The organism is Enterobacter sp. J49, from assembly GCF_002148625.1.
Classification (GTDB): Bacteria; Pseudomonadota; Gammaproteobacteria; order Enterobacterales; family Enterobacteriaceae; genus Enterobacter; species Enterobacter ludwigii.
The window spans coordinates 180695-207143 of record NZ_MWPY01000031.1; the positions used below are offsets into that span (position 1 = coordinate 180695).

Sequence of the window (26449 nt, forward strand, 5' to 3'; positions counted from 1 at the left end):
TCCCGCACGGCATTGCTTGCAGGATGTACAGCAATAAACACAGGGCGGAAACATCGTGCCCACAAGAGCACCGGGACCGTGGTCCCACCGTGAAAATGTGCCGCACAAGTGTATCAAGAATAAGGAAGCAGACAGCGAGGCGAAGAAGAAGTGATCTCCACCCATACCGCGTAATGGGAGTCGGTTAAGAATAAATCGCCATGGTGCATGTTTTTGTTTCAGCAAGCTGTCAGGGTTCGGTAATGGGACCGTGGTCCCGGTCTGACCCGATGAGCCCGTCAACTGAGGCAGGAAGGGAATAAACGGCATCATGTGTCAGACTGCCGCCAGGCGTTACCATGATGCGGGTGATGTCTTATTCCTGCCCGGGATGGCTGTGAAGATGTCATAGCTGCCGGGCAGGGCAATCGCACGGTAAAAGAGGGCAATTGTGAATAGCCTGAAGGATAAACCGATGCCGGCTGGGACCACGGTCCCGGTAAACGCATATCCGTCATCATTCCAGAGCAAGCCCGCATATAACCCTATGAAGGCGCTGATGTTTTGTTATGTTTATGAGATGAACGTAAAGATTAAAAGGCTGGCAGGGAAGGGAACGACAGCGTAGTTCAGTAGCGATGGGGCAGAGAAGGGGGCAACGTGGGACCGTGGTCCCGTCCTTGCCCTGTAACCACAGCCGGTCTCGAAAAGTGCATGGCATTAACAGAGGCAAAAAAAAGGAGCCCGTCGGGGCTCCTGATGAAAACAGGCGTTCAGTCTTTCAGACTACTGAGCAACGCTTCAATCTGGTCGATGACATGACCGGGCAGGAGAGAACGATCCAGCTGATAGACTACTTTGTCACCTTTATAAATAGCCGTAGCCCCTTTCACAATCTGCTGTTTTGTGGACAGAGACGTACGTCTGACAGGCTCGCGGGTAAGCGCATTGTTCAGTAACTGGATCACTTCATCCGCTTCAAAGATAACCCCGGCAGTTTTGCGATCGGCGAGCTGGCGAACCTGCTGCATCAACAGGTCTTCTTTCTCACTGAAACTTTTATGCAGAGCTTCGCCCGCACGGGCAGAGAGTTCACCCGGATGAGAGAAGAGGGCAATCAACTCTTTCGGCAATTTTGACGTATTCACGCAGCGGGATATGATTTTGCGGGAAATATTTTCCGCCTCGGCCAGAGCAGAAATGTTGCCACCAAATTCCTGAGTCAGACGAGCGGCATAACGTTTGCCACGCTCATAAGCACTGGTGGGACGGTAATCATTGCCCAGCTTACAGAGCGCATCCATTTGCTCATCATCGAGATCGCCCACCAGAACACGATAGTCGCTCGACGTTAAGATCGCCGTTTTACGGCGTCGGCTACCATCGGCAACTTCAATGCCTTCCTCAACACGGCGACCAAAGGCCGGATTTTGCTGGCCGGTCAGCAGAAAGGAGGGGATCAGGTCATCCAGAGATTCTTCGGTGAGCAAATCCTGATCGCGCTCATTGCCTGCCCAGACGCGGGTGGTACGTTCCACGATATTGCCCGGAACCGTTTCCAGCGTAAATTTTACGTCCCGGCCACAGACCGGGATGACAATGGAGTTGCCTCGAGCCATCGCGCCGACACGTGCAATCAGAGAATCCACCATGGGTGCTGCTGGCGCCTGTTCCGTTTCAACAGGGGTTGCAGGGACGGTTGTTTTACGGATCACCGGTGCACGCTTCATTATCTCATCTCCCAGCGAGGCTTAATCAGACGGTCAAAAATTTCATTGCAGACAGGCTCCCAGATGGCCAGCGCGTTTCGCCAGGCTCCGGTCGAAGAACGCTGATCGATGGCCTGTTCAAAGACCGTACGCATACGGATTTGACCTTTACCGACTTCATCTGTCTCTCTGACCACATTCTTCAGTACCATGCCACCCCAGGCATCACGGATTTGTTCTTCCATCCACGGTGACTGTGAGCCGTTGTTATTACTGTATTTTGTCAGCAGGATACGGACATCGGGTTCAAAACCTTTCAAATCCACATTTTTCAGTAAATCGCGCAACATATCAAAGAACTGAAGGGCAGAGGTGTAATCAAACAGTTCGGCCGGGGTCGGGACGATCAGAACATCCGCCGCACAGACCACGTTGATCGTACCGATGCCCAGGTTCGGCGCACTGTCAATCACGATCACATCATAATCGTGTGCCACCGTTTCAATGGCCAGACGAAGCATCAGGTGCGGATCCGTGGGCAGCTTGCCTTCGTCATATCGGCCCATCAGTTCAGTTTCGATACGGTGAAGGGCCAGACAGGAAGGGATAATATCGAGCCCCGGCCAGCAGGTGGGTTTTACTGCATAGCTGGCATCATCCCGCTCACCCAGATAGAAAGGCAACAGCGTATCTTCGGCATGAATATGAAGATCGGGAACCCAGCCATGGTACATCGAGGCCGTGCCCTGAGGATCGTTACCTTCCACCAGCAGGACACGCAGACCCTTCAGGGCTAGATCCTGTGCGAGGTGCACGGAGACGGACGTTTTATAAACGCCTCCTTTATGGGCAGCCACTCCGATGACCGGAGGAAAGGTCTCTTCTGAACGACGCAGTCGTGTGCCAAATACATCACGCATATGGTTGATCTGCTCGATCGTGTACCCGACACGCTGCTCAACCCGTCCACGTGTTTCCATATCAGGGTGGGGGAGGCGTCCTGCTTTTTCAGCATCGCGAATGGCCTGGGAAGAGACACCGACCAGATCGGCAGCTTCCCCAATGCGCCAGCGACGGGTTATTTTTCTGGCTTCCGGACTGTCATCATTGAATTGCGCGACAGCAATCGCTCTTGTCATTTCGTGACCAGCATAAATACACTGGTTCAGAGTATCCATAAGTCCCATTCTGAACATCCTTTAATCATTGCTTTGCATCATTTTATTAAATCTTGAAGAATAATGCAAAGCAACAGTTTAAGTGCAAACCCTCAGTAAAATTGCAAAGTTGATTAATTAATGCAAAGTTGATCGCATTTTGTTCACCATACCGTATCTCCTCGTGAGGCGCTCATGCCTGTGTCATCTTTTTACATACCGTAGTGAATAAAAAAGGATGCTTCTTTACTGCGAAGTGTGGCGTGATTCACTTTAGTGACTGCGGTATGAACAAAACGGCGGTGCCGGGTGGGAATAGTGTCTGCCTTATCATCAGTTCACGACTGCGGCATGCAAATTTGCTTTGTTAGCTTGCAGGAAAGGTAATGGCTTTATTGACTGTGGTATGCATTCAGAACGCGATCAGGCTTTATCAGTGAGCGAATGCCACATACCGCAGTCAATATTATGTTGACCAGTATCAGATAATACAGGCAGTTACAGCATCATTGTTTGTTTCATTGACTACGGTATGGAAGAGAGGTGACTGCGATGTGCAGCTGCGCTAACAGAATGCATCCTGCGCTTCTGCGTGCTTTCTGGCTGATCACCGAAGGATCTGCAGGGGAGAACTGGGTTATGCTCGTTATTCACAGGGACGATCCAATAAGAGATCCCTATAGAGATCCTATAGAGATCCAAAAGAGATCCCCGCTTCGCTGCAGGCCGCGTCGTTACTGGTCCAGGTAAGGATCGATCTTTACTGAAGGATGTATTATATTGACTGTAGAGTGCAATTACTAATACTGTGATATGCAAACACATTTACTGGGGTATGGATTTCCATTGACTGCGCTATGTAATGGACCCTTCTCATGTGGATAACTCCTGGAATAACAAATGAAGAGTGAAAAGAAGGACTTACCCCTTAATCTTGAGGAAGTTGATAAGTCGTCCGGCGAGGTTGTTAACCTGGATGTCAACAGCACCAGCACGGTTCAGCCTGTGGCGCTTATGCGTCTCGGCCTGTTTGTTCCAACACTCAAGTCCACAGGGAAAAGTAAAGCTAACCGCAAAAACGTTACTGACGCCACGGATGAACTGATACAGCTCTCTGTGGCCCGCAGCGAAGGGTATACGGACGTTAAGATCACCGGATCCCGTCTGGACATGGATACCGACTTCAAAGTCTGGCTCGGGATCATCCGCTCCATGTCCGAATATGGCGTCAAAAAAGATACCCTCGAGCTTTCCTTTGTTGAGTTCGTTAAAATGTGTGGATTCGATTCGCGACGCTCTAACAAGAAAATGCGCGATAGAATCAGTAACTCACTTTTCAAACTCGCTTCCGTCACTCTTAAATTTCAGAGCGAGACGAAAGGGTGGACCACACACCTGGTCCAGTCGGCTTTCTATGATATTAATGAAGACGTCATCGAGATAAAAGCAGAACCTAAGCTGTTTGAGCTCTACCACATGGACAGACGCGTTCTGCTGCGTCTGAAGGCCATAGATGCCCTTCAGCGTAAAGAATCCGCCCAGGCGCTTTACACGTTCATTGAGAGCCTTCCACAGAACCCTGCGCCCATCTCAATGAAGCGTATGCGTGATCGGCTCAATCTCACCTCGAATGTCTACACGCAAAACCATACCGTTCGTAAAGCCATGGAACAGCTCAAGGATATCGGCTACCTCGATTATACGGAGTTCAAGCGCGGACGGTCTTCCTACTTCAGCGTCCACTATCGTAATCCTAAGCTTATCAGCAGCCCAGCGAAAACCATTAAGAAAGAAGACGTGCCTGCCGGGAACGAGACAGAACAGAATTATGAAGAAGTGATCAAGGCCCTTCAGGCGGCCGGTATCGATCCGAAAAAACTGGCAGATGTCCTGGCCAATATGAAACCTGAAAATTGACTATGGTATGGAAATCATGACTGCAGTATGCAGGAAATAAGCCATTGACTGCGGTATGCGGATCCGCCCGTGAAATGTGCACAGGATCGCATTGATAGCCCTGATATCGCGCATACCGCAGTCAATGTGATCCCTGCTATGTCTGGAAGGCCTTCTCCGTACGATCCCTTTAAAATATTGACTGCGGCATGGATACCCCTCTTAAACTCCCTCTATCTTGACTGAAGTATGCGCCAAGTGCTTGATATACAGCTTTCCTTGACTGCGGTATGTGAAAACGCATATCGCAGTCAAGATACTCGTACCAGCCAAAAGGATCCTTTTTGGATCGCAGGCAGGGCAGGGCATACCGCTGCGGGGATCGGATTGAGTCCCTCATTGAGCTTCATGCTTGTGGAGGAGGCGGGTGACTGCGCGCTGCCCCTTACGACAGGGCAGTCCCGGTTGAAGACCGGGCAAAGATGAGCGATGGGGGCGTAGCGGCGGAAAGGACGTCGCGAGCAGCTTCTGCCAGGTAAAGAGATCACCGCGTGTTGCCCGCAGGAGGGGTAATGCGGGCCTCACACAACGCGAAAGGCGGTTCTGACGACGTCAGGCAGGCAATGCGCGTGGCCGGCTAAAGCCGGCCTGTCTGCCCGTCCCGCAAGGGGCGTTACGCGGGACGGTTTGCTGTTGGCGCTTACGCCTTCTCACTCATCACCTGTTGCAGGATAGCCAGCGCGTGACTGAACTGGACATCCGGGATGGTCAGCGGATACAGGAAGCGGATAACGTTTCCGTACTGACCGCAGATTAACAACAGAAGACCGTGCGCGAGAGCCTTTTGCTGGATCGCCTGCGCTATTGCTGCCGACGGTTCACGGCTGACGGGATCGAAAAACTCCGCCGCAATCATCGACCCCATCCCCCTTACCGCCACGAGAGCAGGATAGCCTCGCTGGATCTCCTCAAGCGTGGCGCTCAGACGCTCGCCCAGATGATGCGCACGGGCACACAGGGACTCGTTGTCGATAATCGCCAGTACGGCGTGTGCAGCCGCCACCGCAAGCGGGTTGCCCGCATAAGTGCCGCCCAGTCCACCCGGTGCCGGCGCGTCCATGATCTCAGCACGCCCCACCACGCCAGATAGCGGCATTCCGCCAGCCAGGCTTTTGGCCATGGTCATTAAATCCGGCTTGTCGTCGTAGTGTTCCATGGCAAACAGTTTACCGGTACGGGCGAAGCCGCTCTGTACCTCGTCAGCAATCATGACGATCCCGTGTGTATCGCAGATGCGGCGGATGGCTGCAACCAGTTCTTTCGGTGCCACGTTGAATCCGCCTTCGCCCTGCACGGGTTCAAAAATGATCGCCGCCACCTGTTTCGCCTCAATATCCGCCTTGAACAGACGTTCCAGGGCCGTCACGGCATCCTGTGTCGTGATGCCGTGCAGTTCAGAGGGATACGGTACGTGATAGACCGAGCCGGGGAAGGGGCCAAATCCCTGCTTATACGGGGCGACCTTACCGGTTAACGCCATGGTCATGTAGGTACGGCCGTGAAAGCCGCCCCCGAAGGCAATCACCCCGGGTCGACCGGTGTGGGCGCGGGCGATTTTTATGGCGTTTTCCACCGCTTCCGCCCCCGTCGTGAAGAACGCCGTCTTCGCCGGACCCGGCACCGGGGCCAGCTCGTTCAGTTTTTCGGCTAAGGAAACGTAGCTCTCATACGGCACAATCTGGTAGGCCGTATGGGTGAACTGGTGCAGCTGTTTTTCCACTGCCGCCACCAGCTCAGGATGACGATGCCCGGTATTCAGGACCGCGATCCCGGCGGCAAAATCAATATACTCATTCCCTTCCACGTCGGTGAGCGTGGCGTTCTCCGCGGTCCGGGCAAAAAAATTACACATCACGCCCACGCCGCGCGGGGTGGCCGAAAGTCTGCGCTGATGAAATGCATTGTTGCTCATGTCAGATACCCTTTAGTCAAAATGATCACACGCCAAGACGATCGCGCAGGCTGTAATACGCCGCGCCCATCGCCGTAAATGGAATTCGCAGACTGCGGCCGCCCGGGAAGGGGTAGTGCGGCAGGTTCGCAAAGGCATCAAACCGCTCGGCGTCACCGCGCAGCAATTCTGAAATCAGCCGTCCGGCAAGGTGGGTGCAGGTCACGCCGTGGCCGCTGTAACCCTGCATGTAGTAAATGTTCTTATCCAGGCGACCAAACTGCGGCATCCGTGACAGCGTCAGCAGGAAGTTGCCGGTCCAGCGATAGTCAATTTTTACCCCTTCCAGCTGAGGGAAGGTTTTCAGCAATTTTGGCATCACCAGCCGTTCAACATCCTCCGGATCACGCGCGCCATACACCACGCCGCCGCCGTAAAGTAAACGGTTGTCAGCGGTAAGACGGTAATAATCCAGCAGGTAGTTACAGTCTTCCACACAGTAGTTGCGCGGGATCAGCGAGCGGGCCAGGTCGTCGGACAGCGGCGCGGTCGTGACCACCTGGGTCCCGCAGGGCATGCTGCGTTTTGCCAGTTCCGGCTCAACCTTGTCACCCAGATAGGCATTGCCGGCAACGATCACATAGCGGGCGGTGACCTGGCCGTGTCGGGTGCTCACCACGGCCGGCGTGGTGTGCTGAATGGCGGTGACCGGTGACTGTTCATACACCCGGCCCCCGTTAAGCCGGATGGCGTCGGCTTCACCGATGGCCAGATTCAGGGGATGAATGTGACCGCCGCTGCGATCGAGCAACGCGCCGGTATAGCGTTCGCTGTCGACTTCCCGGCGGATCTCACTCGCGTCCAGCAACTCCAGCTGCGTATGGCCATAGCGTTCCCAGTTTGCTTTTTGCTCCTCCAGCGTCTCCAGTTGCTTATGATTCAGCGCGACAAAGAGTCCACCGGGGCGGTAGTCGCACGGGATCTGATAGCGCTGAATACGCTCCCGGATGATGTCTCCCCCTTCAAACATCATACTGCCGAGCATCCTGGCGGTATCGGGGCCGTAGTTTTTCTCAATGACATCAATATCGCGGCTGTAAGAGTTAACCAGCTGCCCGCCGTTGCGCCCGCTGGCACCAAAACCAATGCGTGCGCCTTCAAGCAGCACCACGTCATAACCCATCTCGGCAAGGTGCAGGGCAGAAGAGAGACCGGTATAGCCGCCGCCCACCACACACACGTCACAACTGATGGATTCCTTCAGCGTCGGGAACGGTGCATAGGTATTCGCGCTGGCCGCGTAGTAACTGGTGGTATGTTCGGTCATGGTTGAGACTCCAGAGCTATCCAGATGGTTTTCAGTTCGGTGAATTTTTCCAGGGCATGCAGGGATTTATCGCGACCGTTGCCACTCTGCTTATACCCGCCAAAGGGGACGGTCATGTCCCCGTCGTTATAGTTATTCACAAAGACTGAGCCCGCCTTCAGGCGGCGACTCATGCGGTGGGCGCGGGACAGATCGCGGGTCCATACCGCCGCACCCAGCCCGTATTCACTGTCGTTTGCCAGCGCTAACGCATCCTCTTCACGTTTAAAACGGGTGACGACCAGAACCGGCCCGAAGATCTCTTCCCGGCAGAGCGGGGAGGCAGGATCGATGTCAACAAAAATGGTGGGACCTACGGCGGCCGGCCAGGGCTGTTTCCGCCCGTCCAGCAGCAGAGTGCCCTGACGGGTTCCCTCACGAATGAAGGTGTGCACGGTATCGGCATGCGCATTGTCGATGAGCATGCCCATCGTGGTATCAGGATCGAGCGGATCACCCGGTTGCCAGTGACGGGCCTGGGCTTGCAGCCGGGTCAGAAAGTCATCGGCGATGCTGTCCTCCAGCAGCAGGCGGGTACCCGCGATACACACCTGCCCCTGGTTATAAAAAATCCCGGCAGCGGTCGCGCTCACGGCCTTGTCCAGATCCGGACAGTCGGCAAAGATGATGTTGGCACTCTTGCCCCCCGCCTCGAGCCAGACGCGCTTCATGTTGCTTTCCCCGGCATCCTTCAGTAACTGCTTACCGGTGCGGGTAGAGCCGGTAAAGGTCAGCACCTCGACGTCCGGATGCCGCGCCAGCGCCTCACCCGCTTCGTGCCCGTAACCGCTTATCACGTTCAGCACGCCGTCCGGCAGGCCAGCCTCTTTCGCCAGCCCGGCCAGCCGCAGGGCGGTGAGCGGCGATTTTTCCGACGGTTTTAATACCACGCTATTGCCCGCGATCAGTGCCGGGCCCAGCTTCCAGCAGGCCAGCAACAGCGGGAAGTTCCAGGGGACGATGGCGGCGACAACCCCAATCGGCTCGCGCACAATCATCGCCAGCTCGTCAGGACCCGTGGGGGCCACCTCGCCGTAGACTTTATCCGCCGCTTCGGCGTACCACCTGATGGCGCGTGCAGCACCGGGAATATCGTCGCGCAGGCTGTGTCGGATGGGTTTACCGGTATCCAGGGTTTCCAGCAAGGCCAGCTCCTCACGATGCTGCTCCATCAGATCGGCGAGCGTGTTCAGCACCGCCTTTCGCTGTGCCGGCGCCGCCTGTGACCAGTCACCACGGTCAAATACGTCTCGTGCGGCCTGCACGGCACGATCAACGTCCGTTTTTTTACCCCGGGCCACGTTCGCCAGCGTCTGCTGCGCGCCCGGATCGACGGTTTCAAAGGTCGAACGATCGGCGGCATCGCAATAGAAACCATTAATAAATAACCGGGTCTCAATGGCGAGCTTTTTGGCTTTTTCCTGCCAGTACGTCAGGTGCTGAAAATGCATATTCACTCCTTTTTTCGCAATCAGATAAATACAGGCACGACAGTTTTCAGGCGATACGAGGCCGTGAGGCATCCCGGGGATGACCCCGTAAAATGCCGTTAAAGCGCGTCTGTCAGTAGCGTCCCGGCAAGAGCCGGGACTGAACGATAATCAGAAAGTGGTGGGGGTGTGGGCGCTGATAATGCGGCAAATACCGGCCGAGGTGTTGCTGAAGCTGTGCGGGATGCCGGTATTAATGGCATAGCTCTGCCCTGCAACCAGGTGATAGGGCTGGCCATTGATGGTCAGCAGAATTTCACCTTCCAGTATCGTACCGATCTCCTCACCCTGATGTTTGATCCTCTCCCCGGTTGTGGTGCCAGGCTGGTAAGTTTCAAAAATCATCGCCAGCGTACGGTTCGGATTTCCGTTATGAACCAGCTTCATCGAAACCCCCTGACTGCCTATTTCGATAAGATCATCCTGATTAATGACCACCTGCGGTTCATCAGGTTTTTCCGGTTCCGAAAAGAATTCCGAGAGCGACAGCCCATAGACTTTCAGCAGCTTCTGCAGCGTACTGATGGCAGGACTGACTTTATCCTGCTCGATGGTGCTGATGGCACTGTGTGTTAACCCAGACAGTTCGGCGGCACGCCGCTGCGAGAGACCCAGCTGCTGGCGGATCTCAGACAGACGTTTCCCTGGCGCCAGTCCGTCATCGCTCATAGTTGCATTTCCTTAACGGTAGTGGTCAAAGCCGTTGCTTCTCGGCGATGTGGCTTTGACAGGCGGTGATAAAACCTTCAAACAACATACGTGACAGGGCGTACTCACTGCTGTTCCATTCGGGATGCCATTGCACACCGAGGGCGAAAGGGTGGTCATGCACGCTGACCGCTTCGACCAGCCCGTCTGTCGAACGGGCCTCCACGCGCAGCCGTGGCCCTAACGTTCGTGCACCTTGCCCGTGTAACGAGTTTACCCAAAATGTGTTACAGCCTGGTATTAATTGAGACAGCAGCCCTCCTTCCTGAACCTGCACTTCATGAGACGGGGCGTATTGTAGCTCAACCGGCAGCTCAGGATCTTCCCGGTGCTCAAGCAGATCGTTCTGCTCGAACAGGCGACGATACAGCGTCCCTCCTGTGGCAACAACCAGTTCCTGCAGCCCCCGACAGATGGCGAAAATGGGGATGCGCCTTTCGAGCGCGGCGGCAATCAGCGCCAGGCTCAGAATATCTCGCCCGGGATCGGCGTCAGGCTCATCGCCGTTTTCACCATACAGGTGCGGCTGCACATTACTGGGGCTGCCCGGCAGGTAAATTCCGTCCAGGGTGGGCAGCAGCGCGGCTAGCAGGTCGGGCTCCGCCAGCGCATGGGGTAATGCGATCGGCAATCCGCCCGCGTTGATAATGGCATTCAGGTACTTTTCTTGCAGGGTCTGGGTCTCATGACCCTTAAGCCTGTTTCGACACATCACCACGCCAATGACTGGCTTGTTCATTATATTTTCCATGATCGCCCTCACAAAGTGGACTAAATTTAGGCCGGTTTAACCTGTAAAACGGCCTTTTCGTTCAATATTTTCTCAATCTAGCAACGGGATCTGCCTTTTGCAAACTTAATTTAACATTTGACAAACAATTTGTTTGCATACAGATTCGATAGAGTGGACATTATATTTGACAGTCCTGAGCAGCGAACGCAAATCCAAAAACGGTGGTAAATCATGGAAACCAATATCGTAGAAGTTGAGAACTTTGTTCAACACACGGAGGAGAGGCGGGGCAGCGCCTTTTCGCAGGAAGTGAAGCGCTATTTAGAAAAGTATCCGAACACCCAGTTTATTGATGTCCTTCTGACCGATTTGAACGGCTGTTTTCGCGGCAAACGTATTCCGGTAGCCGGACTGAGCAAGCTCGAAAAAGGGTGTTATTTCCCGGCATCGGTTTTCGCCATGGACATTCTGGGTAACGTGGTGGAAGAGGCCGGGCTGGGGCAGGAACTCGGTGAGCCGGACTGTGTCTGTGTGCCGGTGCCGGGTACCCTGACGCCGTCCGCTGCCGATCCGGAATACATTGGTCAGGTGCAGCTCACCATGGTCGATGAAGATGGCGCTCCCTTTGACGTTGAGCCGCGGAATGTTCTCAACCGACTCTGGCAGCAGCTGCGCCAGCGCGGTCTGTTCCCCGTGGTAGCGGTAGAGCTGGAGTTCTATTTACTTGACCGCCATCGCGATGCCGACGGCTATCTGCAGCCACCCTGCGCGCCGGGTACCGACGTGCGCAACACGCAAAGCCAGGTCTACTCGGTCGATAATCTTAACCACTTTGCTGACGTGCTGAATGACATCGACGAACTGGCGCAGCTGCAGTTGATCCCCGCCGACGGTGCCGTCGCAGAGGCCTCGCCGGGCCAGTTTGAGATCAACCTGCACCATACGGAAAACGTGCTGGATGCCTGTGATGATGCGCTGGCATTAAAGCGCCTTGTTCGTCAGATGGCTGAAAAACATAAGATGCATGCCACCTTTATGGCAAAGCCGTATGAAGAGCATGCAGGGAGCGGGATGCATATCCACATCAGTATGCAAAACAACAAAGGCGAAAACGTGTTCGCGGATGCCAGTGGTGAGGATTCTGCGCTGTTAAAGCGCACGCTGGCCGGAATGATTGACCTGATGCCCGCCTCCATGGCGCTGCTGGCACCGAATGTCAATTCGTACCGCCGTTTCCAGCCGGGGATGTACGTGCCGACGCAGGCGTCCTGGGGACACAATAATCGCACGGTTGCCCTGCGTATCCCGTGTGGCGATCGTCATAACCATCGGGTCGAATACCGCGTGGCGGGGGCAGATGCGAATCCGTATCTGGTCATGGCAGCGATTTTTGCCGGCATTCTGCACGGGCTGGATAACGACTTACCCCTGCAGGACGAAGTCGAGGGTAACGGGCTGGAGCAGGACGGACTGCCGTTCCCGATCCGTCAGAGCGATGCGTTGTGGGCCTTTATGCAAAACGATCACCTGCGCGAGCGGCTGGGTGAACGGTTCTGTCACGTGTATCACGCCTGCAAAAATGATGAATTGTTGCAGTTTGAACGCCTGATCACCGAAACAGAAATTGAGTGGATGTTGAAAAACGCCTGATCACGTGCCCCGTAAGGGGCCGCGTTGTTTTATTTCATACGTATCATCATACGGCCTGCGCGGAGCCTGGCCGAACTGTTTGCTGGCACGCCAGCACTTCCCGTGAGTCGCGTCATGGAGCGCAGGCGGCACAGGGATTCTCTTAACGACACTGTGTGACGAGGTAGGAAATGATACAGATGTTCAGCTATCCGCAGGGCGAAGGGGGTCATGCCGGCTCCCGTGATGAATGCGAGCCAGAGATGGTTCGCGGTTTTGCTCACGTGTGTTCTTTGCCACTTCCCCCTTTGCTAAGCAGGTTTGCGTTAAGAACGACGCGATTGCAAACCACGGTAAGCATGGGGGGGACGGTGTATGGCGACTAACACGTCTCTCGATTCACCGGGCATGACCGGACGAACCCGGCTTCGCAGCTCCCTCAAACTCTGGCAGGTGGTCATGATGGGGCTGGCATACCTCACGCCCATGACCGTGTTTGATACCTTCGGTATTGTCTCCGGCATCAGCGATGGCCATGTGCCCGCCTCGTATCTCCTGGCCCTGGCCGGCGTCATGTTTACCGCCATCAGCTACGGCAAGCTGGTGCGACAGTTCCCCGAAGCGGGCTCCGCGTATACCTACGCGCAGAAATCGATCGGACCGCACGTCGGCTTTATGGTCGGCTGGTCATCGCTGCTGGACTATCTCTTCCTGCCGATGATTAACGTGCTGCTGGCAAAAATCTATCTGTCCGCGATGTTCCCTGACGTGCCGCCGTGGGTCTGGGTGGTGGGGTTTGTGACGATCCTGACGCTGGCGAACCTGAAGAGTGTGAATCTGGTCGCCAACTTTAACACCCTGTTTGTGCTGGTGCAGGTCGCGATCATGGTGGTGTTTGTCGTCCTTGTGGTGCACGGGTTACATAAGGGGGAGGGGGTCGGCACCGTCTGGTCGCTCCAGCCGTTTATCAGCCAGAATGCCCATCTGATCCCTATCATTACCGGTGCGACCATCGTCTGCTTCTCTTTCCTGGGTTTTGATGCGGTCACCACCCTGTCAGAAGAAACACCCAACGCGGCGCGGGTCATCCCCAAAGCCATCTTCCTGACCGCACTGTATGGCGGGCTGATTTTTATTATCGCTTCGTTTTTTATGCAGCTTTTTTTCCCGAGTATTGCGCGCTTCAAAAACCCGGACGCCGCGCTGCCGGAAATTGCACTGTATGTCGGCGGCAAGCTCTTCCAGTCGATCTTTTTGTGTACCACCTTTGTGAATACGCTCGCCTCGGGGCTGGCCTCGCATGCCAGCGTCTCGCGACTGCTGTACGTGATGGGGCGTGACAATGTCTTTCCGGAGCGGGTGTTTGGCTATGTGCATCCGAAATGGCGCACGCCCGCCCTGAACGTCATCATGGTGGGGATCGTGGCGCTCTCGGCCCTGTATTTCGACCTCGTGACCGCCACGGCTCTCATTAATTTTGGCGCGCTGGTGGCCTTTACGTTTGTAAACCTGTCGGTCTACAACCACTTCTGGCGACGTAAAGGACTCAACAAAACGTGGAAAGACCGTTTCCACTATCTGCTGCTGCCGCTCATTGGCGCGGTAACGGTCGGCGTACTGTGGATAAATCTGGAAGCCACCTCGCTCACTCTCGGCCTTATCTGGGGGGCGCTGGGTATTCTGTACCTGACGTGGCTGACGCGTCGCTTCCGAAAACCGCCTTCGCAGTTTGACGCCGGTAAGGTGGAGCAGGGCTGGGATTCCTGAGCGCCCGGCGGCGCCAGCATGCTGGCGCCGTGAACGGTCTCACTACCGGACAGCCGATTGTTTTGCGTATGCAGGTGTCACCCTGAGAACGCCGGGATGAAACGTTCTCTCATAGGGGAGGGCCATGACGCAACATACATAATGAACATTCTCCGCCATTCTCCTTACCGGTTCTCTGTAAAAAAGGCCAGCTCGCAGATGCAGCGATTAAAGCTTACTGGTAGACAAATGTTACGCCGATAATCGACTGTACGTTACCCGCAGTCACCTGGCCACTGGTGCGTGCGTAGGTAGCCGTCAACCCCAGATTTACCGGCGTCGAACCCACGGTTCCCAGTGAAACAGTACTGTTTGCCGGGACAGGCACTCCGTTTTGTATCATTTGTATTCCAAGACCCTGTGCCGGCGAACTCGATGCGGTATTGGTAAAAATGGTATTTACGCTATCGGATGTTGTACCGGAAAGGTAATAGCTAAGCGTCTGGTTTTGTCCGCAGCGAACGGTAACCGGCACTGTCGTCTTTCCCGGATAGTCGGGCAGGGTCACCGTCACGTCACGGGCCGAGACGTCGCATCCCGCTGCTGTTACTGTCATAGTGTTGTTGGCATAAAGATTCCAGGTGTAGGTGGCAACTTCGCTGCTGAAGGAGCTGGTTTGCCTCATGATCACTGAAGCCATCAGTTGCCCGGCGGGGATGGTTTTACCTGCAGAGTTTGTTTCTGGCCTTATATTAAACCACATGCGCCATGGTGAGTACTGCGAGGTCCAGTAACTGGCAGGGTAGCTTTCGGTGTATATGGGCAAAACAAGACCTCCTTTATCCGGTCCATACGGATTCATGGAGGCGTAAAAGCTCCATTTCAGGCTGTTATAGTCAATGGCCTGCATCAGAGTGACAGTGTCAGTCACGCCGATACTATCATTATGGCAAAATATGTACTGAGAGAGATCGATCTCAGCCAAAGGATACAAGGGCTTAATTTGAACCGTCGTTGGCAGGGTAATATATACGTTAGCCGAGCCGCCACCGATGGGGATCGTCGCGCCAGCGTTGGTTTTACACGAGAACGCCCAGGTGTTAATCGACCAGCCCGTCAGCAGGAGGGCGGCAAACAGAGTGCAAACTTTTTTCATCAATACATTCTCCTGATTCAGGCGTAGGTATAGGTGATGCTAATTACCGCATCGATGGTTCCCGGGGTTACGCCGCCGTTGACTGACAGGGCCCGAACCTGCAGAGGAAAGCGTGCCGACTGCGAGCTGGCGTCGACCTGAACCGCCTTTTGTGCCCCGTTATTGAGCGTGGTGCCGCTGTTGTCCTGAAGTTCAAGCTGGATGTTGCCCGCCGTACCCTGATTTTTGTAATAGCCGGTGCTGTCTGCGGTCCCGCTAAAGGTCGCGACGACGCGCGACGTCCCGATTGGGCAGTTGCTTAACTCGAGCGTGGTGCTGTGCCAGGGAGAGGTGGAACCCGACGACACCAGGTGGTAGGTATACAGATCGCCGAGGTCAACACTGGCGTTAGTGATGGAGACCGTACACGGCCTGGCCACCACTTTGCCGTTCACCGTGAGGGTGGTATCGGCGGCCTTCAGCGTGCTGATACCTGACGCTAATGCGCCAGCCAGAAGCCATCCTGCGTAGTATGATCTCATTTCAGCCTCCGGTTACTGGAATTCAAGTGTAAAGGTCGCGGTGGCATAGACGTGACCGGCGATCACCGGGACGCGGGTTGCCATCAGCCGGGCGTAAAAACTGAGGGTGTTGGTCTGCCCTGACGTTAGGGTGGTCCAGGCGATCGATGAAGAGGGCGCGTTGACCGGCAGCATCGTCTGCTGACCGTTGAGGATCTGCACCGCCATGCCTGCCGCCGCAGCGGCACCGCCGTCGATTTTTAACAGGTCGTTATTGTCACTATCCTGACTGCCGTTAAAGCCGACTTTGACCGCCGTCACCGAGCTACCGCAGGGCGACAGGACAATGCGAAACGGTATCAGCGGCGTGGTTGCCCCGACGGCGTTGAACTGCTTTGTGGCGTTATCCATCAGATTGACGGTAAACGCTTTCGATTCGGTGGCGACCGCGCAGGCGTTATCGCGCACGTCCCCACGAATGGTGAGGGTGCTGTCCGCTGCAAACACGTTGGTGCAGACCAGCGTCAGGACAGCACCGAACAGGCTAAGTGGTTTTTTCATCATCATGCGTTCCTTAACGGCACTCTGCCGATAGCTGGCTCAGCGCCTGTCGCTGACTCTCTTCCGGCAGGCGATAGCTGGCGAAGCAACTGGCGTCCGCGCCTTCACCCCATTTCACCTGCACGCTGCCGGCGAGCGGCATCCCGCTCAGGTAGACCTGGCCGTTATTGGCCACAATACTGCTGCTCTGATTGCTGCCCGACGTGACCATTGCGCCAAACGGAACCGGTTTGCCTTGATGGGTCAACGTCATCAGTAATCTGACTCCGACGTGGGCTTTAAAGTCCGCCCTCACGATTGCGCCGTGGGTAGGTACGACGCTGACCACCGCGTCGTCGAGATCGACGTTGTCGGCAAGCGTATTGGTATCCAGCGCCACCCGATTCTCGCGGTACTCGGTGGCGTAAGGCAGCACCGCATAGCCGCGCCAGTCGGTACGTACCCCGGTCTGGTTTTCCACTTTTACATTACCTGCACCCGGCGCTTTCACCAGGACCACAGTGTCATTCAGCGGCTGGCTCAGGGTCACGCCATTGGCATGGGCCAACACGCCCCCGCTGACGCCGTAGTAGAGCTGTTCAGAGCCGTCACTGTGGCTGTAGCCAATATTGGCGTTGCTGTAGCCGCCGCGGTAGTTCAGCGCCGCGTAGCCGGTACTGCTGCGATCGCCCTCGCCGCCGCTGGTGTAGCCGGTCTGCACGCTATAGCTCAGGTTATTGTCTTCCAGCAGCGTGCCGTAAAGTCCCGTGAGATTGGTCATCCGGCCATGTAGATCGTGCGACATGCTGTAGCTGGCGCTGGCGTGCCGCCAGACCGATTGGCTGTCAGAACGCAGCCAGTGACTGAACGGAATGTTGATGTTGACTGCCAGCATCTGGTCGCGTCCTTGCTGCCAGGCATTTTTGGTCAGACTGTAGCTTAGCGTCCAGTTGATATCGTTCACCGCTGCGTTTAGTCCAGCCTGGAACTGCTGATCCGCTTTGCCGGTTGACCAGTAGGTCTGTTGGCTGCCGCTCAGATAAAGCGTGCCGGTACGTCCCCACTGTTGGGTAATGCTCAGTTGTACTTTGCCGCGCTTGTTCCATGCGAGGTTGTAGTAATCGGTGAATTTCGGCGTGACGTGGATTACGCCGTCCTGGGTCTGAACGTTGTAACCCCCCATCAGCCGGTAGGTCGTATCAGCCAGTCTGAAAAAACCTTCAGTAGAGTACCGATAGCCCACCAGCTGGACATTTGTGCCGACATCGATCAGCGACTTGTTATAGAGAAAGCGAATTGACTGTCCCTGGTGATCGCTGCCGTCGGGCAGGGTGGCGTTGCCCTGGGTGATATCCAGCGACACGGCACCGAAATCACCCATGTTTTTCCCCACACCGGCGTTAAAGGCGCGATAGCGATCGGCAAGCTGAGTACCGCCATACAGCGTCCAGCCCGCAGGCAGACCGTGTAAGACAGTGCCCTGAAAGAACCTCGGCTCATCCTGCTGATTGTTGCCGCTGCGATACTCACCAGCAGTCAGCGCGTAACGGGTATGGCCCTCGCGCTGCAGAATCGGCACCGTTGACCACGGCACGCTAAAGACCTGACTGGTACCGTCGTTCTCTCTAATCGTCACCTGCAGGTCGCCGCCGTTACCCGCAGCATAGAGATCATTAATGGTGAACGGACCCGGCGGTACCGTGCTCTGATAAATCTCATAGCCATTTTGTTTGATGGATACCTGTGCGGTGCCACGCGCGATACCGTGGATCGCTGGCGCAAACCCCCTCTGACTATCCGGCAGCATATTGTCATCGCTCGTCAGCTGGACGCCGCGGAAGTTCATTCCGTCGAAAATATCGCTGTTTGTGTAGCTGTCGCCAAGGGTCAGGTTCGAGCGCAGCGGCGAGATAGCGCGCTCAAGCCAGGTATTGACGTGCTGCCATTTATTCTCATGACCAGAACTGCTACCGCCGCTGTAGCTCCATGTGGAGTTATCACGCAGTCGCCAGGCACCGAGGTTAATCCCGCTTTGGAGGTTCAACCAGGCGTAATTGCTGTTACCGCCGTTATCGTTACGGACATTGTTTCCGGTGACGTTATAGTTCAGTAGCCCGGCATTAATGCCGTCATCCCATAATTCAGGAAGAATATACCCACGCGCGCGGTTGCCCATAAAGGCCTGCGGCACGGTGAGGTAGAGGCGCTGCTGGCCGACATCGAAGCGGGTCGTGGCATCAGTGATAAGTTCGGTCAGCGGCACGCAGGCGTCGGCGGCGAGGGCGTTCATTCCGCTTACCGCCGCAGTGTTGATCCCCATACCGGCAAGCTGACCGGGGCTCAGACACGGGCTTAATCCGTGGCTTTTTTCACTGCGGTTAAAAGTGACATCGCGGGTGGTCATAAAGTTGTCATTAAGGTAAATATCGACGCGATACGTGCCGGCTGGCACCTCTTGTCCGTTTTCGAAAGCGGAGAGATCTGCCACCGCCGCAGGATCGTCAGACAAAAAACGCGGGTTAAAATAGCGTTCAGCCTGCGCATGACCCGCCTGCAGGACAAAACAGAGGACCACGGGGGCTAAAATAGCGCGCGGGCAGAGCACGGCGCTGGGGGAACCAAAATGGTCCTGTCCATATTTGAGATGTGACATAGTCCCTCCGGTCTGAATTCACCCGGCTGTCAGTTCTGAATTTTATGCGTGTAATGGCCCGCCCGGCAGGCCTGGGCTGTATTAGCGCAAGGCGCCTTTCATTACTGGAGTCAGTGCGCCGTAATCATTAATCGTGCGATAAGTAATGTTGTTACCGGCGTCCGTCGGTAGCTTGACGGAAGTTTTTCCCATTGGTGGCACTAGCGCGTTTTCCAGCACCCTCGTGCCGGCGTTCAGTTCAGTGACGGTCAGGTAATAAGGGGTAGGATTAGTCAACGTTAATGACGAACCATGACGGCTGAATCTCAGCTTTTCCGCCGCCTGATCCGGCGGCAATGTCAGCTTCGCCGGACGATGGTAGAGTTTGATACGGCTGATAATTGCCAGTTGCAGGGTGTTATCGCTCAATTTGGATTTATCCATCGAAGGAATGGCTTTGACGTTAATCCAGAACAGGCTTTCACGATCCTGAGGGAGCTGTTTATTCGTGGCATCAATGATACGCAGGGTATTCTCTTTTTTTCCCTGCATGGCGAACAGCGGTGGTGTAATCACGAAACGGCCATCTTTACCACCGTCGGCGTTTTCCACCCATGACTGAATCAGAAAGGTACTGCTGTCGTCATTATTGGTTACACCTAACTGAACCTGTTTTTGTCCGGCCGGATAGATAACCCGCGTTGCGCTGAGCGCGACGCCGGCATGAACCCATGCAGAGTAACCTCCTGTGGCTATCATCAATAATCCCGCCACCAGTCCGCGCATAATCCCCAGTCTCTTTTTCACGTTTATCCCCTTTGTATTTACCGTTGTTTCTTGCTTTCTGATGTCTGCTGGTTAATTACTGATAGGTCAGAGAGAACCAGAGTTGCGCGTTACTCGCCCCCCGGTGACCTGATTGCTGGTGGCCCGATATTTGGCCACGAAATGTAGCGTGGTGGGGCCGTTATATAGCGTCTGCCAGGCGCCCGGTGGTCTATTCAGCGGAACCAATTGTTCTTCTCTGTCGAATAACGCAATACCGACGCCAGTCGCGAGACCCGGACCTTCACCAACCGAGAGCACATCCGGATTTTTGTCATCGGCCACACCACGAAATGACACGACGACATGCTTGCTGACTGCAGTGCTGCAATCCGGAAGGTGAATATCGAGTGGCACGGGGCTCGCATCCTCTCCTTCTGAATGAAAACGATTGCTACTGATTTGGCCCATATTAATTGTCATTTGCTGGTCGTTGATTTCGACACGGCATGATTCAGCGATGATGACCCCCCTGGAAACGCATGCTTCCTCCAGCTACCGTGACGTTTAAGTGATTGCCAACCATTGCCAACGTCGGGAGCAGAAAAATCAGCAGACCGCTCTTCACGCCTTGCATCGTTACGCCTCCCGCCTTGGTGCGGATAACGGGCCGTCCTGGCCCGGAATGCTTCCCTGCTCGATTTACGTGTTACTGATACTGCACTTTGAAGGTGGCATCTGCGTTAGCAGTACCGGCTGTTGCCACACCCGTGGCGTAGTAGCGTGCCTGGAAAGGAATGACGTTTTTGCCGTCGTTAAGTGTGGTGGCCGCGCTGAAGGCAGTGCCGTCCAGGGCCAGCGGAGTGCCGGTTTTGTCGAGGATCTGTACGCCGACGTTGGTGGCACCACCTGCAGAAGAGCCCTGCAGAGCCAGAACGTTCGGATTAGCGGTATCAATGCTGGAACCTGAGAATGCGATGGAAGCCTGGCTGGAGACGCTGGTATCACAGTCGCCTAATTCGATATTGAAGCCAACAAGGGAACTTGTTGCACCTGCTTTATTAAGCTTTGCTGAGCGTATTTGTCCAAGGTTAACAGTCTGCTCGGCAGAATTTGAATCAACTGAGCAGGCTGCGTTGACGATTTCTCCTTTAAAATGCACCGTACCTCCATTAACTGTGGTGGTTGTGGCTCCGGCGGTAGCCGCAAAGGCCGTTGCTGAAGTCATCGACAGTGCAGCCATCGCTGCCATTAAGATGGTTTTGGTATTCATTACATTTTCCTTTTAATTAAATGTTAATTAACGTCAGTTGTTCTTGATATATTCCTGCACGTCATTTCCTGACCATGAAAATCAGATGGTGACCATCGGTAAACAAAGCTCCCGTATCAATAGTTAAAGGAAGTTTGTCAGTTGATGGGCGTTGAGAAGGTTAATGAAATTTTCATTTGAGAAAAAATGAAACAATAGAAAACGCGTAAAGTTTAAGAATTTAACATTTTTGGATATTGATGGTTAATTATTCATTATCAATGGCAATGATGAAGTGGAATGTGATTTTATTGTATAATCCACTAACAGTTGTGCTGAAGAATTTCGTTTTTTATATAAAGCACTGCTATTGGAGATTTTACATGTGAGCAGACGTCACACCTTTAACTGCCAAATATTAAGCTATCCAGGCGTGATGCTTAACCACGATATGTGAATTATCGGCCAGTAGTTTTCACCTATATCAAATGCTGCAGTTATCTATTCAAATGGTAAAAAGGCTACGTCAAATAAAAAAGAAATATTTATAAAAGGCCTTTGCAAGATGTTTGTCTTCACACTCTCAATTAAATGTTTGCTTTAATTATTTAAGAAAAAAGTTGATGCGATAACTTTTGGTGGTCAAGTACTGAAAGTGCCACTATTATTTCAATAATTAAATTGCTGTTATCGCTAGTATAATACAAGAGAAAAGTCGCTCTCTGTTGTAAAAGTAAAAACCTTTACTAAAACATGACATTCTATTATGGAGTTATTTGGAAAGTACAAAACCCTCACGATGATCTTAACCAGATATAAAAGAGCGGAACTAAGAATTTCTAATGATATTTATTGTCGAAAATTAGATTCAGGAAGCACACATCATCTTTAAATTTGGATCCTCATCTTTCTTTCCTTCATTATTTCTGATGTGATATATCGTAAAGAACATTTCTAACGTACTGATTTTTTTTGGTCTATTCCAAAAAGGGATTTTTAGTTTGCTGCATGCCAGATTGACTCTGCCGCTGATTGCTTTTTCTGATATGTTGAAAAGAGTGGATATGATCTTGTTATCAAGACCTCGAAATAAACAAACTAAAATTGTCCAATCTCGGGCGGTAATCTTTGTTAGTTTGACAACAGGAAGTTCTTGTTTTTTTTGTGTGTGATTAATTATAGCCATAACTTTTTGAGGGTGTATTTTCCCAGAAAGGATGATGATTCCTGAATCAGCAAGTGTAAAGCTCCTTTCATTAAAGCTACTGATATATATGTATATGTTTTTGATTTTTGATTCCATTAACAATTTAATGATTTCCAACAAGAGAGTATGGTTTTGGATACTGACAAGAATTGTCGTGTTTTTACTCATAAAAAACTGTTTGTTTTTATGTTGTTTTAAGAGTTCTTCGGGTTGAATTATCTCTGAGGAACTTTTATGTTTAAATGCCGCTCCAAAAAAACAATTATCTGTTACAGTTAGCATTTCTATGTACCATTTAAGTTTGAATTGATGAATCTTGTGTGGCTCATGTTTATTTCAAGTGGTTTTTTATTTAAGCGAAGGCTGGTGTATCAGTAGTTGTTAACATTAACACCAATATGTTGGATGGAAAAGTGAAATCGTATCTAGTTTTAAAATGTTATAAGGATGAATTCTTCACTAATTCTTTATTAATTATTTTATAAGTATTACTTGGCTAAAAATTAATAATTGCTTGATTCTTTATTAGCAGTGTGGGGTGGTAAATAACTTTTTAAGTGATTGTTTTTTAATTAAAAATATGATTTCTGTATAAAGTTACAGAACTGCTTGATTAGGAATTTTCCTAAGGTTATGCTTGTTGTTACAGAACGGTATTACATGATAATAATATATTGTTAGCGGGACGTAATTTAATGTCTTTACATGATGCAATAACAGAACGAAACACAGAATGTTTTACTATTGAAGACACTCTGCGCTTCTGCCCAGAAAATAACTCCTTTTATAACATCAATACTCAAGAGGTGGTCAGTATTCTTAGCACTGCTTCAGGCTGTTTCCGTCTTTTAATTGAGGTGCAGGGGCATATTCTTACAAAAGAACAACTCATTGAACAGGTGTGGGGAAAAAGAGGAATAGTGATCAGTAATAACACCTTTTATCAGACGATGCTAAATTTACGGCGTGGTCTGGAGAATGCAGGCATGCGAAATGATATTATATCCACTCATTACGGGAAAGGGGTTAGCATATCACAGGAAATCAAGATAATTAAATCTAGTTATGAAAAGGCTGAGGCTTTACAGGAGATTAGAGAAGATGAAAAAAATACATTAAATGTTGTGGCAATCTCTGATGTCATAAGCAAACCAGAAGGAAGTCCCTTTTTCTTTCATGTATTCTTAAACAAACTTGAAACGAAAGGTTTCTTGTTCGGCCTTTCGGTTTTTTTCACGGCTCTTATCGTTTATGCTGCAACCAATCACTTTTTAATGAAGAATGATTTCTTCTCTTCCTATAGGAAAACTAATTTTAAAATAGATAAGTGTGAAATATACATCAATCCTGACTATATTGATGACATCTCTTTGGATTATATCGATAAGAGAGGTAAAATTAACTGCGAAAATAATGAGCGAATTTTCATAAGTTTGATCGAACCGGTTAGACGTTTATCTGTGATTCATTGTAACAATAATTTTTCAGCGGAGGAAGAATGCGTATCAGATTTTTATCTGGATTGACTAGAAGTTATCCTGTAACTGTTTGTTTTTTTACTATCATAATTACGTGTGTATTAATTGTGCTAATGAATGTGAGGGGCAAAAATGAAAGGGCAAGATTGAGTTGTAGTGCAGTAACTAATATTTACAAAGGTGATGAACATCTTTCTTTGCGTTTAAGTTACTCCTTTCTTGGGGATGATGGGATTGCTACTTTAGCTGGGTTACTTACGGATAATGAAGGAAACACGAGCAAAATTAGTCGGCAGGTTTGCTTTAAGTACAGGACATTTAACGAAAATTATTATCTTGAGAATAAAAGAACTATGATTTCGCTTCAGGATACTGCGGTGCCTTCTGTTTTAGCAAAGATGCTCCCTTCATTTTATGAAAAAACAGGGGCCAGACTGACTTTTCAAATTTATCCACAAGGTACGAATGGGCTCATTTTTGTCAAAGATTTTACACCTGTTTTTTATTGCAAAGTTGACTGATTTTTCTAAACGCATTCTCGAGGTAATACTATTAGTAAGTATATGGATTTTCCAGTATACACGACATCACATTATGCAGCGTGACATTCGGAGCAGGGTATGAGTAAGCTGGCATAGCCCCTCAACAGGCTGCTGTCTGAGGAGATATTTGACGTAATTATTGTTTAAGCAGCGAAAAAAATGAGCGTAACTCGATTAAGCGCAAAATTTTTACATTCCTTTCTGACTTTACGCGTGAGTTTTTATTTCCCTGCATAGAGACTGGTAAAATATCATCCCGTACCCTTCGTGTTGCCTTCGTCTGTGCCATGTTCTGACCCTTTCACCATCGCAGCATATGGGGCGGCGCCGAGGCAGGGCTTCCTTTTCTCTCGTGTGTTTTTCCTCTCCCTGCCTGCTTACGGATATCGTTTCCGCATCACAACCGGCTCTGTATAGGTGTATGAACGCGAAGCGCCTTTGCAGTCCAGAACGATGGCAGGAAGGCCGAACCGTCAGGCGATACGAAGACAAAATTCACACTGACGGAGAAAATACCTTGATGGTGATCCCCTTACCCCGGCAAGCGTCCCCAAGCGCTGCAACGGCGACCCGCATATTGGTCTCTTTGTAACTTGCGGGTAGAAGAGGAAGTTCAATATAGAAAATATTCGCCAAAAGAATGCTAAAAGAAAAAGACGAATAGTCTGAAGAATGAATGGGTACCAGTGACGGGTTACGTAAGCTTCAGCGATACAGCCCATGCATTAATGGGCTGTATCGTTGGGTATTACAGCGCGCTCAGGCCACATGAATATGCCGCACAAAGCTGACCTAATGGCGGTTCAGGCGGTCCGCTTCGAGCCAGAAGCGGACGTTGCGTTTACGGCAGGCCAGTAACAATCACGTTGAGATGGTATTTATCTGCTTTGCATTGTATTTGGCATAAACAGAGTGGCAAACCCCAGTAAAGGGAGAAAAGCACACAGACTATAGTGTTACCAACGGTGCAAAACTGATCCACCCCAGCGGTTGAAAATTGATCCAGGGGTTAATCTGCTCCTCTGAATACAGGAGAGCTTATGATCACTTTTGAGATTCATATGGAAATTAAAGTCCTCCACAAGCGGGGAATGAGTATCCGGGCCATTGCCAGGGAACTGGGTATTTCTCGCAATACTGTCCGCAGCCACCTGAAAGCCAAATCTGAAAAGCCGCAGTATTCACCACGCCCGGCACCATCATCACTGCTCGATGAATACAGTGATTACATCTCTAAGCGGATCAGCGATGCGCATCCCTACAAAATTCCGGCGACCGTTATAGCCCGGGAAATCATGGAGCTGGGCTATCGTGGAGGGCTGACTATCCTGAGAGAGTTCATCCACAAACAGACCCTGCCAGCACAGGCAGAACCGGTCGTTCGCTTCGAAACCGAGCCCGGGCGGCAGATGCAGGTTGACTGGGGGACCATGCGAAACGGCAAATCCCCCTGCATGTGTTCGTTGCTGTTCTGGGGTACAGCAGAATGCTTTACATCGAGTTCACCGACAACATGCGCTACGACACGCTGGAAGCCTGTCACCGCAATGCGTTCAGCTTCTTCGGCGGTGTACCGCGGGAAGTTCTGTACGACAATATGAAAACGGTGGTGCTCCAGCGAGATGCTTACCAGACCGGACAGCACCGGTTCCATCCTTCCCTGTGGCAGTTCGGCAAAGAGATGGGCTTCTCTCCCCGGCTGTGTCGCCCCTTCAGGGCACAGACTAAAGGCAAGGTGGAGCGAATGGTGCAGTACACCCGCAACAACTTCTACATCCCGCTAATGACACGCCTGCGCCCGATGGGGATCACCGTCGAAGTTGAAACCGCAAACCGTTACGGCCTGCGCTGGCTGTACGATGTGGCCAATCAACGTAAGCATGAAGCTATCCAGACCCGCCCCTGTGATCACTGGGTGGAGGAACAGCAGTCCATGCTGGCACTGCCACCGGAGAAAAAACAGTATGACGTGCAGGTCGACGAAAGCCTGGTGACCTTCGACAGGCAGCCGTT

At 52.2% G+C, this 26449-nt stretch carries 19 protein-coding genes and 3 pseudogenes; 7 read left to right on the top strand and 15 right to left on the bottom strand.

Features of this window, described 5'->3' with window-relative positions; translation table 11 throughout:
• Window positions 1-752: 752 nt before the first annotated feature.
• Both BJP35_RS12610 and sopA read right to left on the bottom strand, forming a co-directional pair.
• Window positions 753-1709, bottom strand: coding sequence for a ParB/RepB/Spo0J family plasmid partition protein (locus tag BJP35_RS12610; RefSeq protein ID WP_086463266.1), 957 nt, complete (start codon window positions 1707-1709; stop codon window positions 753-755).
• Window positions 1709-2875: a plasmid-partitioning protein SopA gene (gene sopA, locus BJP35_RS12615; RefSeq protein WP_086463267.1), complete on the bottom strand. Its 1167-nt coding sequence runs from the start codon at window positions 2873-2875 to the stop codon at window positions 1709-1711. The genes BJP35_RS12610 and sopA overlap by 1 nt, the downstream gene beginning before the upstream one ends.
• Before the next feature lie 870 nt (window positions 2876-3745).
• On the opposite strand from sopA, the gene BJP35_RS12620 reads away from it, so the two are divergent.
• Entirely contained in the window at window positions 3746-4762 is a 1017-nt protein-coding gene (locus BJP35_RS12620) for a RepB family plasmid replication initiator protein (RefSeq protein WP_086463268.1), read from the top strand.
• A 679-nt stretch (window positions 4763-5441) separates the two neighbouring features.
• Here BJP35_RS12620 and puuE read toward each other — a convergent pair.
• The 5 genes from puuE to puuD all read right to left on the bottom strand — a co-directional run bounded on the left by puuE (window position 5442) and on the right by puuD (window position 11007).
• Window positions 5442-6713 (bottom strand): 4-aminobutyrate transaminase, encoded by a 1272-nt coding sequence (gene puuE / locus BJP35_RS12625; protein ID WP_086463269.1) that lies wholly within the window; start codon window positions 6711-6713, stop codon window positions 5442-5444.
• A 25-nt stretch (window positions 6714-6738) separates the two neighbouring features.
• Complete coding sequence (locus tag BJP35_RS12630) at window positions 6739-8019, bottom strand: FAD-binding oxidoreductase (protein WP_086463270.1); 1281 nt, start codon at window positions 8017-8019, stop codon at window positions 6739-6741.
• Window positions 8016-9509, bottom strand: a complete 1494-nt coding sequence (gene puuC, locus BJP35_RS12635) for an aldehyde dehydrogenase PuuC (RefSeq protein ID WP_086463271.1) — start codon at window positions 9507-9509, stop codon at window positions 8016-8018. The genes BJP35_RS12630 and puuC overlap by 4 nt, the downstream gene beginning before the upstream one ends.
• A gap of 150 nt (window positions 9510-9659) precedes the next feature.
• Entirely contained in the window at window positions 9660-10217 is a 558-nt protein-coding gene (puuR, locus tag BJP35_RS12640; RefSeq protein ID WP_086463272.1) for an HTH-type transcriptional regulator PuuR, read from the bottom strand.
• 25 nt (window positions 10218-10242) lie between these two features.
• On the bottom strand, window positions 10243-11007 hold the full coding sequence (puuD, locus tag BJP35_RS12645; RefSeq protein ID WP_086463273.1) for a gamma-glutamyl-gamma-aminobutyrate hydrolase: 765 nt from the start codon (window positions 11005-11007) through the stop codon (window positions 10243-10245).
• Between the two features lie 213 nt (window positions 11008-11220).
• On the opposite strand from puuD, the gene BJP35_RS12650 reads away from it, so the two are divergent.
• Window positions 11221-12639 (top strand): glutamine synthetase family protein, encoded by a 1419-nt coding sequence (locus BJP35_RS12650; RefSeq protein ID WP_086463274.1) that lies wholly within the window; start codon window positions 11221-11223, stop codon window positions 12637-12639.
• A 354-nt stretch (window positions 12640-12993) separates the two neighbouring features.
• A complete protein-coding gene (locus tag BJP35_RS12660) occupies window positions 12994-14385 on the top strand; it encodes an APC family permease (protein WP_086463276.1) in 1392 nt (463 codons plus the stop codon).
• A 214-nt stretch (window positions 14386-14599) separates the two neighbouring features.
• On the opposite strand, the gene BJP35_RS12665 is transcribed toward BJP35_RS12660, so the two are convergent.
• The 8 genes and pseudogenes from BJP35_RS12665 to BJP35_RS12700 form a co-directional block, all read right to left on the bottom strand.
• On the bottom strand, window positions 14600-15520 hold the full coding sequence (locus BJP35_RS12665) for a fimbrial protein (RefSeq protein WP_086463277.1): 921 nt from the start codon (window positions 15518-15520) through the stop codon (window positions 14600-14602).
• Window positions 15521-15537: 17 nt separating this feature from the next.
• The gene (locus tag BJP35_RS12670) at window positions 15538-16041 is read right to left on the bottom strand and encodes a fimbrial protein (protein ID WP_086463278.1); all 504 of its coding nucleotides are present in this window, start codon (window positions 16039-16041) and stop codon (window positions 15538-15540) included.
• A gap of 12 nt (window positions 16042-16053) precedes the next feature.
• Entirely contained in the window at window positions 16054-16584 is a 531-nt protein-coding gene (locus BJP35_RS12675; protein WP_086463279.1) for a fimbrial protein, read from the bottom strand.
• 10 nt (window positions 16585-16594) lie between these two features.
• Window positions 16595-19213: a fimbrial biogenesis usher protein gene (locus BJP35_RS12680; RefSeq protein ID WP_086463280.1), complete on the bottom strand. Its 2619-nt coding sequence runs from the start codon at window positions 19211-19213 to the stop codon at window positions 16595-16597.
• An 81-nt stretch (window positions 19214-19294) separates the two neighbouring features.
• Entirely contained in the window at window positions 19295-19999 is a 705-nt protein-coding gene (locus tag BJP35_RS12685) for a fimbria/pilus periplasmic chaperone (RefSeq protein WP_373419693.1), read from the bottom strand.
• A 55-nt stretch (window positions 20000-20054) separates the two neighbouring features.
• Window positions 20055-20594, bottom strand: a pseudogene (locus BJP35_RS12690) (fimbrial protein).
• A gap of 72 nt (window positions 20595-20666) precedes the next feature.
• Window positions 20667-21230 (bottom strand): type 1 fimbrial major subunit FimA, encoded by a 564-nt coding sequence (fimA, locus tag BJP35_RS12695; protein WP_086463281.1) that lies wholly within the window; start codon window positions 21228-21230, stop codon window positions 20667-20669.
• Between the two features lie 847 nt (window positions 21231-22077).
• A complete protein-coding gene (locus BJP35_RS12700) occupies window positions 22078-22698 on the bottom strand; it encodes a response regulator transcription factor (RefSeq protein ID WP_086463282.1) in 621 nt (206 codons plus the stop codon).
• 413 nt (window positions 22699-23111) lie between these two features.
• Here BJP35_RS12700 and BJP35_RS12705 point away from each other — a divergent pair, with 413 nt between their 5' ends.
• From BJP35_RS12705 to istA, 4 genes and pseudogenes are all read left to right on the top strand, one after another.
• The gene (locus BJP35_RS12705) at window positions 23112-23942 is read left to right on the top strand and encodes a winged helix-turn-helix domain-containing protein (protein WP_086463283.1); all 831 of its coding nucleotides are present in this window, start codon (window positions 23112-23114) and stop codon (window positions 23940-23942) included.
• Window positions 23915-24415 (top strand): hypothetical protein, encoded by a 501-nt coding sequence (locus tag BJP35_RS12710; protein ID WP_086463284.1) that lies wholly within the window; start codon window positions 23915-23917, stop codon window positions 24413-24415. Before BJP35_RS12705 ends, BJP35_RS12710 begins: the two co-directional genes overlap by 28 nt.
• 683 nt (window positions 24416-25098) lie before the next feature.
• Window positions 25099-25227 (top strand): annotated as a pseudogene (locus BJP35_RS24275) (IS3 family transposase); the annotation flags it as partial.
• A 249-nt stretch (window positions 25228-25476) separates the two neighbouring features.
• Window positions 25477-26449 (top strand): annotated as a pseudogene (gene istA / locus BJP35_RS12715) (IS21 family transposase); the annotation flags it as partial.

Coding starts and splice junctions, on each gene's coding strand:
- sopA (WP_086463267.1), bottom strand. CDS start 2,875: ATGGGACTTATGGATACTCTGAACCAGTGTATTTATGCTGGTCACGAA.
- BJP35_RS12680 (WP_086463280.1), bottom strand. CDS start 19,213: ATGTCACATCTCAAATATGGACAGGACCATTTTGGTTCCCCCAGCGCC.
- BJP35_RS12670 (WP_086463278.1), bottom strand. CDS start 16,041: ATGAGATCATACTACGCAGGATGGCTTCTGGCTGGCGCATTAGCGTCA.
- BJP35_RS12700 (WP_086463282.1), bottom strand. CDS start 22,698: ATGCTAACTGTAACAGATAATTGTTTTTTTGGAGCGGCATTTAAACAT.
- BJP35_RS12630 (WP_086463270.1), bottom strand. CDS start 8,019: ATGACCGAACATACCACCAGTTACTACGCGGCCAGCGCGAATACCTAT.
- puuR (WP_086463272.1), bottom strand. CDS start 10,217: ATGAGCGATGACGGACTGGCGCCAGGGAAACGTCTGTCTGAGATCCGC.
- puuD (WP_086463273.1), bottom strand. CDS start 11,007: ATGGAAAATATAATGAACAAGCCAGTCATTGGCGTGGTGATGTGTCGA.
- BJP35_RS12675 (WP_086463279.1), bottom strand. CDS start 16,584: ATGATGAAAAAACCACTTAGCCTGTTCGGTGCTGTCCTGACGCTGGTC.
- puuC (WP_086463271.1), bottom strand. CDS start 9,509: ATGCATTTTCAGCACCTGACGTACTGGCAGGAAAAAGCCAAAAAGCTC.
- BJP35_RS12665 (WP_086463277.1), bottom strand. CDS start 15,520: ATGAAAAAAGTTTGCACTCTGTTTGCCGCCCTCCTGCTGACGGGCTGG.
- BJP35_RS12660 (WP_086463276.1), top strand. CDS start 12,994: ATGGCGACTAACACGTCTCTCGATTCACCGGGCATGACCGGACGAACC.
- BJP35_RS12705 (WP_086463283.1), top strand. CDS start 23,112: ATGTCTTTACATGATGCAATAACAGAACGAAACACAGAATGTTTTACT.
- BJP35_RS12710 (WP_086463284.1), top strand. CDS start 23,915: ATGCGTATCAGATTTTTATCTGGATTGACTAGAAGTTATCCTGTAACT.
- BJP35_RS12650 (WP_086463274.1), top strand. CDS start 11,221: ATGGAAACCAATATCGTAGAAGTTGAGAACTTTGTTCAACACACGGAG.
- BJP35_RS12620 (WP_086463268.1), top strand. CDS start 3,746: ATGAAGAGTGAAAAGAAGGACTTACCCCTTAATCTTGAGGAAGTTGAT.
- puuE (WP_086463269.1), bottom strand. CDS start 6,713: ATGAGCAACAATGCATTTCATCAGCGCAGACTTTCGGCCACCCCGCGC.
- BJP35_RS12610 (WP_086463266.1), bottom strand. CDS start 1,709: ATGAAGCGTGCACCGGTGATCCGTAAAACAACCGTCCCTGCAACCCCT.
- fimA (WP_086463281.1), bottom strand. CDS start 21,230: ATGAATACCAAAACCATCTTAATGGCAGCGATGGCTGCACTGTCGATG.